This window comes from Cryobacterium sp. PAMC25264 (assembly GCF_019443325.1).
Taxonomy (GTDB): Bacteria; Actinomycetota; Actinomycetes; order Actinomycetales; family Microbacteriaceae; genus Cryobacterium.
The window spans coordinates 439,499-451,055 of record NZ_CP080383.1 but is presented as its reverse complement, the minus strand read 5'-3'; the positions used below and the strand labels follow the sequence as shown (position 1 = coordinate 451,055).

The following is an 11,557-nucleotide window of genomic DNA, read 5'->3' as shown; positions in this document are numbered from 1 at the left end:
CACACGATCGGGGGTGAGGGTCATGGTGTGATCGCTTTCGTCGGGATCGGGCGGGTGTAGTCGAAGGAGTGGCCGTTCACCGTGACGGTGAGCACCACGGTTCCGCTGGCGGGCAGCGGGGCGGGCAGGGTGCAGGTCGTGCTGCTGTCGGCGGGCGTCCTCGTCACCGTCGAACCGGCGACGGCGCAGTCGAATCCGGCCGGCAGCCCGCCGTTGGCGGGCGCTCCGGTCCAGGAGAACCGGCCGGCGACGCCGTCGTATTCCAGTCCGGTGACGGTGAAGCTCACTGATGCCTCCGGCGCGGTCGTCGCGGCGGACCACGGCCCGCAGCTGCCCCACACCGTGCACGCACGCAATTGGAACGACACCGTGGCGCCGAACGGGAGGCCGAGCAGTTCCCGGGGCCAGGCGTTCGCCGTCGGGATGCTCTGCACCGCGCCGCTGCCGTCGCCGGCGCGGATGTCGTAGTGGTCGACTCCGGCCGACGGGCTCGCCGAGGTGAGGTGGTAGTCCCAGGCGTCACCCTTTTTCTCCATGCCGCCACGCACGTCGCCGATCGCGGTGGGCGCCGGCCGCACGAGCACCGTGGCGACCGCCGTCGCGGCGCAGCCGGCCCGGTTGTAGCCCCACACGACGAACGAATAGTTGCCGTTGTCGGCCAGCAGACCGTCGAACACGGCGCTGCGCGCCCCGGCCGATGCGCTCTTCTGCTCGAGCACAGTGCCGCCGGCACGCGGTGCGGTCACGGTGCCGGGCGCCGGGGTGCTGACCATGCAAGCCTGCGCTCCGGTGGGCACGGTGTCCCCGCCGATGCGCTGCACGTAGTACCCGGCGATGGCGTCGCCGCGGTCGGCGAAGCCGTCCCAGCCCACGGTCACGGCGCCGGTGCTGTCGGCGGCGGTCGCAGTGATGCCGCCCGCCTGCGCGGGGCCGTAGGGCTGCCCGGTCGCGGCCGCGCTGTTCCAGCTGGACAGCGCCGGGTAGGCGTCGTTCCGGGCGCTGACGGTGTACTCGACGCTGGTTCCGTTCTGCAGGCCGCTCACAGTGAGGGTGCACCGGGTGCCATCGCAGTGCGCGCCGGTGGCGCTCACCTCGGGCTGAATCGAGCCGGCAACGCTCACCTGGTAGCCGCGGATACCGGTGCCCCCGCCGCTCGGCGCGACGACGTTCCAGGTGAGCAGCAGCCCGGCATCCAGGGGCGCCGCGGTGAGCCCGGTCGGCGCCGCCGGGATCACGTCGGACCACACAGTCTGGGCGAGGGTCGTGTCGGAGGAGTCGCCGATGCTGTTACGGGCGGTGACGCCGACCCGCACGGCGTTGGCCTGGCCGTTACCCGGGGTGCTCAGCGTGCAGGAGGTGGAGGCGCAAGAGGTGGTGCCGAGGGTACGGCGGGTGGCGGCGTCGACGGTGCTCAGCTGGTAGCCGGTGATGGGCGCGTTGTTCGCCGGGCCGGGGTTGAAGGCCACGGTGATCCTGCCGTCGCCGAAGCCCGTGGCGCGGAGCCCCGTGACGGGCTCGGGCACGTCCTGCACCGAGATCCGTACCAGGCCCCAGGTGTAGCGGTCGGGATCGCCGGTGGCGTCGGCCACCTGGTACTGCAGGGTGGTGTCGGTGGGCAGGGCGTCACCGGCTACCCGCACGGTGAGCCGGCTGTTGTCGGCGCTCGGACTGATCGACACCCCGGCTGGCAGCGCGGCGGAGTCCAGGCCCTGCACCGCGACGACCCGCAGTGGCACGGCGGGGAACGGGTTCGCAGCGCCGTCGTTGGCGAGCACGTCGATGACGGTGCTGCGCCCGCGCGGCGCGATCGCCGCATCCGTCACGGGTACGGCCAGGGGCCGGGTCGACGCCACGACGCCGAGCACGATCCGGCCGGCCTTGCCCGTCGAGAGGGCATCGCGCACCCCGATGGTCACCGAGCTGGTGCTGCCCTTGATCGTGCCCTCGAGAGCGCGCACCGTGAGCAGGCTGCCGGCCAGCGAGTAGTCGAATCCGGTGGGCTGCGGGTCGAGCACGGTGAAGGCGAGCTCGTCCCGGTCGTCCGGGTAGGGATAGGAGGTGAGCCGGGCCAGGTCGATGACCTTCTCCTGGCCGGGTTCGAAGTCGATCAGGGCGCCGTCGAAGGCGGGCGGTTGGTTCTCCCGCGGCGTCACCGTGATGGGAAGCACAATTGTGGCGGTGCGTCCGGCCGGGTCGGTGGGGCTGGCGCCGTCGGTGACTTCGAAGGAGATCGAGGCCGGGCCGAAGTACTGGTCGGCGCTGGTGAACCTGAGGGTGCGGGGGCCCGTGCTGAGGTCGGCGCCGTTCGAGTGGGTGGCGCGCACGGTATTGCGGTCGGTGAGCTGCACGGGTGCGTCCCCCACCGCCACGACGTAGTCGTTGATGTCGATGTTGAGGGTCGCCTCGCTGGCCACGACGAGCTTGGCCGCGCCTGCCCGCAGCTGCGGGAGGGCGTCGTCGGTCCCCGGCACCCACACGAACGCGTAGGACACGATCCCCGGGTCCTGCGGGTGGGTGACGCTGAACGGGATGATCTGACTGGTCTTGCCCACGGTGACCCGGATGCGCTGGCCGTCGGTGACGCTCGCCGCTCCGGCCGCCGTGTTGCCGGGCAGAACCGCCAGGGTCAGCGAGCGGGCCGGACCCTCGGCGAAGAACACCCGGGCCAGCACGTCGACGTCCACGGTGGCACGGCCGAGCACATCCGACAGGGTGAGCCGGGTGTCGGCGGCCTCGGGGTAGGCGCGCGAGGCGTTCGCGGCCACGACAACGGTGAGGAACGCCGAGCTCGAACCGCCGCGGTCATTCTGGATCTCGTAGACGAAGCCGAACCGGCCCTCGGTCGTCGGCGCCTTCACCACGATGAGGTCTCCGTCCACGGTCGCGGTCCCGGCCTCGGTGTCGCCGCTGCCGGTCGCGTCGACGCCCGTGACCGTCAGCGCGCCGCCGTCGGGGTCCGAGTCGTTCCCGAGCACCCGCACGGAGACCCGCGAGCCGGGCCGCACCGTGACTTCGTCGGGCACGGCGACGGGGTTGCGGGCGCCGTCCGGGCGCGGGCTGATGCCCACCCGCACGGTGCCGACGGCACGGGCACCGAGGGCGTCGATGACGGCGTAGGTGAAGGTGTCGGTTCCGGCCGAGTACTCCCCGGCGCGGTAGCTGAGCGAGTCGGCGTCCGACGAGATGACGGCGCCCTTCTCCGGGTTGGTCTCCTGGCCGAGCAGCTGCACCGAGTCGCCGTCGGGGTCGATACCCGTGCGCGGGATGGGGATGCGAACGGTGTCGCCGGCGAGCACCCGCGCGGTCACCGTGGTGGGCCGGGGCGGGTTGTTGGTGGCGAGGTCGGCTTCCCGCACGGAGATGCGCACCTCCGCGTCGGCGAACTGGCCGTCCGGCGCGTTCACCCGGTAGACGGCGGTGAAGTTGCCCGCGGTCAGCGGCGCCAAGTAGCGCAGCACCCGGCCAGACGCAAAGAGCAGCCCGGCGCCGGCCGACAGCGGGGTGGTCAGGGCGGGGTCGAGGGTGAGCTCGTCACCATCCGGGTGCTCGTCGTTGGCGAGCACGGGGATATCGACGGTGTCGCCCACCCGCACCGAGACGGTGTCCGGGCTCGCTACGGGCGGCTGCCGGGTGCTCGCCGCCGGGATCTCGATCACGGTGACGGTGCCGGTGGCCTCGGCCAGTCCGTTACTCACCGTGTAGTCGAAGACGGTCGTCCCGGCGGGCAGCGGCCGGGTCAACGTGACCCGCAGCAGGTGCTGGTCGAGGATCTCGACGGTCAGGCCGCTGACGGCGGGCTGGTTGCTGCTTCCGGTGACCAGGAGCACTCCCCCGGCTGGGTCGATGTCGGTCGCCAGCACGTCGATCACGGTGGGCTGCTGAGCGCGCAGGAAGGCAGTGTGCGGCACCGTGATGGGCCGGCCGGGGCTCTCCGGCGCGGGGGCGACATCCACCCGGATGATGCCGGTGACCGTGGCCACCCCATCGGTCACGGCGTAGTCGAGGTAGTGCACCCCCACCGCGTCGCTGGCGAAGCGGAAGGTGCCGCTGGCGAAGTCGGCGGTGATGGTGACGTCGGGCCGGGTCGGCACGGCGCCGAGCCGCAGGGGACCTGCCCCGCCGCGGGCGTGCTCGAGCGGGGAGACCGTCACCTCGGTGCCCGCGGTGACGCGCACGGCGAAGCCGTCGGCGACGAGCGGGACCGTGCCGGCGGGGCGCACGGTCACGTCGAGGGTGCCTGTGCCGGTGAGGGTGCCGTCGGAGACGACGAGGCCGACCTGCGCCTCGCTGCCGCCACCTCCCGCGTCAGTGAACACCACCAGGCCCTGCGGGGTGGCGGTGGCGGTGTCCGGGGCGGTGGCGGTCGCGGCGGTGAGGTAGAAGGGGTCGCCGTCCGGGTCGACCCAGTCGCCGAGCACCTGGCTGTCGACCCGGCCGCCGGCCTCGACCGTCGCGCGGGTCTGCCGCACCTGCTGCGGCGGCGAGTTCTCGTCGGGGCCGCGCACGGTCACGGTCACCCGGGCCGAGTCGCTGCCGCCGCGCCCGTCGCTGATCGTGTAGTCGAAGGTGAGGATGCCCGTGGCCTCGGCTGCGAGGGTGAGTTGGAGTTGCTGGTTGGCCGCGACGAGCTCCACCCGGCCCTGGCTCGCCGGTGGTTGGCTGACGGTGTCGATCACGAGCACGTCGTTGTTGGGGTCGTAGTCGTTCAGCAACACGGGAAGCGTGACGGTGCGGCCGGGGCGGGCGCCGAACTCGTCGTCGACGGCCACGGGCGGCGCCTGGGTGTCCTCATACTCCGGCGGGCTGTCGTCGGTGGCTTCGGTGACCACCTGCCGGTCGGAAACCGGGTCGATGAGGTCATCCCAGTTGTCGATGACGGTGTTGCCGTCCTGCACATTCCAGGTGGTGCCGTTGCGGGAGTCGTTGAGCAGCAGCCGGCTGCCGTTCTGCCGGTAGTCCAGGCGGGCGTCGCCGCTGAGCTCGACGAGGGTGGCGGTGGTCCCGGCCGGGGCGCCGATGCCGCAGGCCTGCCAGGCGGTGCCGTCGGTCCAGGACGCATAGGCGCACAGTCCGGAGATCGCGGGCCGGGACGGGGCGCCGGCCGCGGCGCCGTCGGTGAGGAGCTCCGTGGCCGCCCCGCCGCCCACCGGCACGGCGATCAGGCCCGCGCTGTGGGCGATGAGGACCCGGTCGCCGCCGGCGGCCGCATCCTGCAGCCGGGGCTCGGCATCCGCGCCCAGGGATTCGGACAGGTCGACGGCGCCGCTGGCCAGCAGCAGGATGCCCGTCGTCGAGTTGAGCAGGGCCCAGCTGCCGTTGACCTGGCTGAGCTGGTAGGCGTCGTCGGGGTCGCCGGCGGCGACCGTGGTCGACTCGGTCACGGCGTCCGCGCGGTCGGGGTCGATGCGCACCAGGGCCTGCGTGGCCGGGGTGAACGCGAACAGTTCACCGGAGGGGGCGAGGCTGAACAGGGTGCCCGCGCCGAGCGTGAGGGCGGGTTCCGTCGTGCTGTCGAAATCGGCCAGCGCGCCGGCTGTGCTGGTCCACAGGTCGCCGTCGGACCAGATCGCGGCGAGGTCGCCGGCCAGCTGCACCTCGGGGGAGCCCGGCGGCAGAGCCACACTGTCGGCCAGGGTGGCCGTGGCAGGGTCGAGGATGCCGAGGGTGCCGGTGTCGCTGTCCACGACGAGGACGGTACCGCCGCTCTGCACCACCGTGGTGGAGTCGGACTCGACCGGCACCACGGTGTTCAGCTCGGCGATCTCCGTGTTGACCCGGCCCACGAGCTGCCTGGTCTCGCTGGACACCCAGACCGCTGCGTCGCCGAGGTCGACCTTCTGGGCGGAGTACCCGCCGGAGACGACGGCGAGGGTCACGACGAGGGCCGTCACGACGGTGCCGCCCGTGACGGTCGCAGCGAGCGAGCGGTGGCCGGCTAGCCAAGCGCGCATCATCGATCGAACTCGCCGGGGTCGACGCATTTCTCGGTGCTGGCGGCGCCGGTGCGGCCGTCGCGGTTGACGCTCACGGTGACGCACACCGGGTCGGCCTGACGTGCACCGGGCTGGGCGCTGTTGGTCTGCACGGCGTCGGTTTGCACGGTGAACTCGGTACCGCGCTGCAGACTGGTCTCGCCGGTGCCCAGGCGCACCAGGTAGCTGTCGCCCGGCAGGGTGCCTGGGTCGGCCCAGCTGAACACGACGGTGCCGTCCGCGCCGCTGCCGGCCACGTCGCTCACCCGGGGTATCCCGGTCGTTCCGGTGCTCACAGCCGGCGGGGCGAGCAACGGGCCGATGAGCAGGGCCCCGGCGATCACGCCGGTGACGAGCACACCGCCCACGACTGCCGCGACGATCAGACGCCGTGGCCGCCGGGTCACGGCCGTCGCGGGGGCCGCCGCGGCCGGGCGGGAGCCGGGCTCGCGGCGGCGGCGCCGCTCGGGCCGGGCAGCCACGCTCACCAGGGCGGTAATGCGGGTCTGGTCGGCCGAATCGCCGGCCGCCTGCGCCTCCCACTCGGCGCTGGCCAGCTCGAGCGGGGTCTGCGGAAGTCCGAGTTCGGCCTCAACGGCCTGCAGTTCCCGAGCGAATTCCAGAGCGCTCGCCGGCCGGCGCTCGCTCCGCTTGGACAGCGCCCTGGCCAGCAGCAGCTCGAGGCGCGGGGGCACATCGGCCCGTCCGATGGCCGGCAACGCCGCCTTACCGATGCGGGAGATCAGCTGGGCAGGGCTGTTCTGGTCGCCGGGCACCTCGAACGGCGACCGGCCCGACAGCAGCGTGTACAGGGTCGCGCCCAACGACCAGACCTCCGCGGCCACCGAGCCGGCACAGTCCTCGAGCAGTACCTCGGGCGCCGACCAGGGGATCGACAGGCCGACCTGGTCGGCCGCCTCCACCTCGCCCAGCGTCGCCGCGATGCCGAAGTCGGCCAGCACCGGATGCCCGTACGCGGTGATCAGGATGTTCGACGGTTTGATGTCGCGGTGCAGCACGCCGGCGCGGTGGGCGGTCTCCACGGCGCTGGATATCGTCACGCCGATGCGGAGCAGTTCGGAGATGGGCAACCTGCCGGAGCGGTACCGCTCTTCGAGGGCGCTGGAGCAGTACTCCATCACCAGGTAGGGCCGGCCGTCGGCCGACACGCCGGCCTGGAAGACCGTGAGCACGGACGGGTGCGCGGACAGCTGCGCCATCAGGTTGGCCTCGGCCTGGAACAGCCGCTGCACGGGGTCGCTGACGACCTCGGCGAGGAGGACCTTCACGGCCACCTGGCGGCGCGGCAGGTTCTGTTCGTAGAGGAACACATCCGCGAATCCGCCGGAGCCCAGCAGACGCAGGTAGGAGAACCCCGGCAGCGCCGGGGGCGTCGACGGCAGTCGTCCTGCCATGGCGCCTCCCGTGAGTCGTGTCGGCCGGTCGCTCTCGCGCCGGATTGCTTGCCGGTTACGGTGTGTCGGGCGTCGTCACGGGTAAACGACCACCCGGTTCAATTCTAGGGCCGTGGGCATTCAGGGCCGGGAGGCGTCGTCGGCCGCGTCGCCGGCCTCTCGCTCGTCGGCCGCGTCGGGCTCGCCCTCGAGATCGTCCACCGCCAGCACGTCGAGCACGATCGCGGTCACGTTGTCGCGGCCGCCGTTCTCGAGCGCGGCGGTCACGAGAGCGGCCACGGCGTCGTCGGCGTTCGGGTTCGACATCAGGAAATGCCGGATGCCGTACGCCGTGAGTTCCTTGGTGAGGCCGTCGGAGCAGACCAGGATGCGCAGACCCTCGTGCAACGAGAGGATCCGGTAGTCCGGCACCGGGGGTTCGTGGAAACCGACGGCGCGGGTGATCACGTTGCCGTGCGGGTGCACATCCGCTTCTTCGCGGGTGATCCGGCCGGCGTCCACGAGTTCCTGCACCACGGAGTGGTCGATGGTCACCTGCTCCAGCACCCCGGAGGTGAGCTGGTAGACCCGGGAGTCGCCGATGTTGAAGGCGATGAGTTGCGCGGCATCCGAGACGATGGCCAGGGCCACACCGGTGACGGTGGTTCCGGTGCCGAGGTCGGTGACACCCTCACCGGCCTTCATATCGTCCACGGCCAGGGCGAGGGCCTGGTTGAGCGACTCCGCCGTGGTGGTCGGGGTGCCGCCGAGTTCGGCGAGGCGTGTGACCACGGCCTTGCTGGCGACGTCGCCGGCCGAGTGGCCGCCCATGCCGTCGGCGACCGCGAACACGGGCCACGCCGTCACCAGGCTGTCTTCATTGACCTCGCGGCGGTGACCGACATCGGTGAGCGCGGACCACGCCAGGGTGACTGATTTCTTCACCGCGGGCAGCGCGATCGTGTGGCTGGGAGAGCCTTGACCTATCTGGGTCACGGGTGGTGCCTTCCGAATGCGAACGTGCGGCTAGTCAACGAGCGACGCTCAGCCCGCTGGCAGTATCTCGATCAGGTTACCGTCCCCGATGTCCACCGTCGTACCGGGCAGCACTGTGAGGGAGGCTCCGGAGCGCAGTCTCTGGGTGCGGCCGAGGGCAAAACGCACGAGTGTGCCGTTGGTGGAGCCAAGATCGGTGAGCACCACAGCGGTGCCGGTCTGCCGGATTTCGAGGTGGTTGCCCGACACGAGAGCGTTCGGCGAGTCCACCGTCACCAGCTCCAGAATCTCTCCGACCTGGATGCGGCGGGTGCGGGGGTTCCGCCCGATCCGGTACACCCGGTCGAGCCTGACCTCCCGGCCGCTGGCCAACCGGAAGCCGCAGGGCCCTGGCGACGCGGCATCCGGATCAGTACTGCTGTCGACGGTGCGGTCGTGCGTCGCCGTCGGGTCGCCTTCGCCGCCGCCGAGCGGGGCGGCGGCCCGTCGTTCGTCGGAGTTCCCGGTGCGGGTGAGAAGAACGGTGTCATCCACGATCCGTCGGGGGCGCAGGACCGTGTCGGCCGCCCCAGCGCCGCGGCCGGCGACCGACCAGAACAGGGTGTCGCCGACGTCGATACCCTCGCCGAGCACCCGGCCGGCGCCGAGCTGGTGCGACCGGGCGACGGAGGCCAGCGGTGAACCGATCACGAGACCGGTCACGGCCTGGAACTCCGCCAACAGCCACGGTCGGATGTTGCGGTCGGTGAAGCGGCGCGACCCACCGATGGAGAACACGTCCACGGCGAGGGCGCCTCGCACCAGGGCATGCACCGGGATCCCGTCATGCGGCGGCCCGCCGGTTGCCGGCGCGGTCTCGGGTCGCAGACCGGGCACGATCACCGCGAACGAGTCCACGTCGTCCAGGCCGCCGAGCGGGATCACGGCCACCAGGTCCTCGATCGGCACGACGGACTCCGCGGCCAGACCGTGCAGGGCGGCCACGACAGGGGTGGGGGTGCTGACGGGCACCACCACCAGGAAACCGCGGCCGACCACGAAGGTCCACTCGGGGCTCTCCCCCGGCACTGTCTGTCCCCCGACCCGTCCCAGTTGCATGATGCTCCCTCTGCCTTCGATGCTAGACCTGCCGGCACCGACCTCGCACGCCCGCGAGTGGGGCGTGGTAATCAGTTGTGAAGCAGCCCAAAAACAACTGATTCGCTTGCCGCAGGGCAATTCGGCTGTCACAATCGGACGATGAGCAGCAATACGCGCGGAAGTGCCGGCAAACCGGCGCAGCTGGACGATGTGTCCAAGAAGATCATCGAACAGCTGCAGGTCGACGGCCGTCGCTCCTACGCCGAGATCGGCAAGGCCGTGGGGCTCAGCGAGGCCGCGGTGCGCCAGCGGGTACAGAAGCTCACCGATTCCGGCGTCATGCAGGTGGTCGCGGTGACCGACCCCATGCAATTGGGCTTCTACCGGCAGGCGATGATCGGCATCCGCGCCACCGGCGACACCCGGGTGCTCGCAGACCAGCTCGCGGCGATACCCGCGGTGGACTACGTCGTGCTCACAGCGGGCTCCTTCGACATTCTCGCCGAGGTCGTCTGCGAGAACGACGACGAGCTCATCGCCCTGCTCAACTCGCAGATTCGCGCCCTCGAGGGGGTCTCCTCCACCGAGACCTTCGTCTATCTGAAGCTACACAAGCAGCTGTACAACTGGGGAACACGGTGACCGATATGACCACGACAGAACAGACCACGACCGGCCAGCCGACCGCGCCGGCCTCCGCACCGCGCGTCTACTCCGATGCCGAGAACGCCGACCTGCAGCAGAAGGCCAAGGACCATCTGTGGATGCACTTCGCCCGGCAATCGGTGATGGAATCCGGCGCCGGCGTGCCCATCATCACCAAGGGGCAGGGCCACCACATCTGGGACTCCCACGGAAAGCGCTACATCGACGGCTTGAGCGGATTGTTCGTGGTCAACGCCGGGCACGGTCGCACCCGCCTCGCCCAGGCCGCCGCCGCGCAGGCCGAGGAGCTCGCATTCTTCCCGCTCTGGTCGTACGCGCACCCCAGCGCGATCGAGCTCGCCGACCGGCTCGCCGACCAGGCGCCGGGCGATCTCAACCGGGTGTTCTTCTCCACCGGCGGCGGCGAAGCCGTGGAGACCGCGTTCAAGCTCGCCAAGTATTACTGGAAGCTGCAGGGCCGGCCTACCAAGCACAAGGTGATCTCCCGTTCCGTCGCCTACCACGGCACGACGCAGGGCGCCCTGGCGATCACGGGCATCCCCGCCCTCAAGGAGATGTTCGAACCGGTCACCCCGGGCGGTTTCCGGGTGCCGAACACCAACTTCTACCGCGCCGATGAGATGGGCTCCGGGCACGGCGATGACGTCGAGGCCTTCGGCCTGTGGGCAGCGAATCGTATCGAGGAGATGATCCAGTTCGAGGGTCCGGAGACCGTCGCCGCGGTGTTCCTCGAGCCGGTGCAGAATTCCGGCGGCTGCTTCCCGCCGCCGCCGGGCTATTTCAAGCGGGTGCGGGAGATCTGCGACCAGTACGACGTGCTGCTGGTGGCCGACGAGGTCATCACGGCGTTCGGCCGGATCGGCAACATGTTCGCCTCCACGACCTTCGGTATCGAACCCGACATGATCACCTGCGCCAAGGGCATGACGAGCGGGTACTCCCCGATCGGCGCCACCATCGTGAGCGACCGCATCTACGAGCCCTTCAAGTACGGTGACACGGCATTTTATCACGGCTACACCTTCGGCGGGCACCCGGTTTCGGCCGCGGTGGCGCTGGCCAACCTCGACATCTTCGAGGAGGAGAAGCTCAACGAGAACGTGCGGGAGAATTCCCCGGTGTTCCGCGCCGAGCTGGAGAAGCTGCTCGAGCTGCCGATCGTGGGTGATGTGCGCGGCGAGGGCTACTTCTTCGGCATCGAGCTGGTCAAAGACAAGGCCACCAAGGAGACGTTCTCCGATGACGAGTCCGAACGCCTCCTCCGTGGTTACCTCTCCGGGGCGCTGTTCGAGGCCGGCCTGTACTGCCGGGCCGACGACCGGGGCGACCCCGTGGTGCAGCTCGCCCCGCCGTTGACCATCGGACCCGCCGAGATCCGGGAGATCGGCGACATCCTGCACGGCGTGCTGTCGGAGGCGCCGAAACACCTCTGACCCCATCCGGCCCGAC

General features: G+C 71.0%; 6 protein-coding genes. 2 read left to right on the top strand and 4 right to left on the bottom strand.

The window, feature by feature from the left end:
• Positions 1-20: 20 nt before the first annotated feature.
• From KY500_RS02040 to KY500_RS02025, 4 genes are all read right to left on the bottom strand, one after another.
• On the bottom strand, positions 21-5,951 hold the full coding sequence (locus KY500_RS02040) for an Ig-like domain-containing protein (RefSeq protein ID WP_255579715.1): 5,931 nt from the start codon (positions 5,949-5,951) through the stop codon (positions 21-23).
• Complete coding sequence (locus KY500_RS02035; protein ID WP_219902136.1) at positions 5,951-7,387, bottom strand: serine/threonine-protein kinase; 1,437 nt, start codon at positions 7,385-7,387, stop codon at positions 5,951-5,953. The genes KY500_RS02040 and KY500_RS02035 overlap by 1 nt, the downstream gene beginning before the upstream one ends.
• 120 nt (positions 7,388-7,507) lie before the next feature.
• Positions 7,508-8,362 carry a PP2C family serine/threonine-protein phosphatase gene (locus tag KY500_RS02030; RefSeq protein WP_255579713.1) on the bottom strand — a complete coding sequence of 285 codons (855 nt, stop codon included), beginning with the start codon at positions 8,360-8,362 and terminating at the stop codon, positions 7,508-7,510.
• A gap of 48 nt (positions 8,363-8,410) precedes the next feature.
• On the bottom strand, positions 8,411-9,460 hold the full coding sequence (locus KY500_RS02025) for an FHA domain-containing protein (protein ID WP_219902135.1): 1,050 nt from the start codon (positions 9,458-9,460) through the stop codon (positions 8,411-8,413).
• Between the two features lie 141 nt (positions 9,461-9,601).
• Between KY500_RS02025 and KY500_RS02020 the strand changes: the two genes are divergently transcribed.
• Both KY500_RS02020 and KY500_RS02015 read left to right on the top strand, forming a co-directional pair.
• Positions 9,602-10,084 (top strand): Lrp/AsnC family transcriptional regulator, encoded by a 483-nt coding sequence (locus tag KY500_RS02020; RefSeq protein ID WP_219902134.1) that lies wholly within the window; start codon positions 9,602-9,604, stop codon positions 10,082-10,084.
• 5 nt (positions 10,085-10,089) lie between these two features.
• Positions 10,090-11,541 (top strand): aspartate aminotransferase family protein, encoded by a 1,452-nt coding sequence (locus tag KY500_RS02015; RefSeq protein WP_219902133.1) that lies wholly within the window; start codon positions 10,090-10,092, stop codon positions 11,539-11,541.
• The last annotated feature ends 16 nt before the right edge of the window (positions 11,542-11,557 follow it).

Excerpts from the sequence above, each read along its gene's own strand:
- KY500_RS02015 (WP_219902133.1), top strand. The coding sequence starts at position 10,090 with ATGACCACGACAGAACAGACCACGACCGGCCAGCCGACCGCGCCGGCC.
- KY500_RS02025 (WP_219902135.1), bottom strand. The coding sequence starts at position 9,460 with ATGCAACTGGGACGGGTCGGGGGACAGACAGTGCCGGGGGAGAGCCCC.
- KY500_RS02020 (WP_219902134.1), top strand. The coding sequence starts at position 9,602 with ATGAGCAGCAATACGCGCGGAAGTGCCGGCAAACCGGCGCAGCTGGAC.
- KY500_RS02035 (WP_219902136.1), bottom strand. The coding sequence starts at position 7,387 with ATGGCAGGACGACTGCCGTCGACGCCCCCGGCGCTGCCGGGGTTCTCC.
- KY500_RS02040 (WP_255579715.1), bottom strand. The coding sequence starts at position 5,951 with ATGCGCGCTTGGCTAGCCGGCCACCGCTCGCTCGCTGCGACCGTCACG.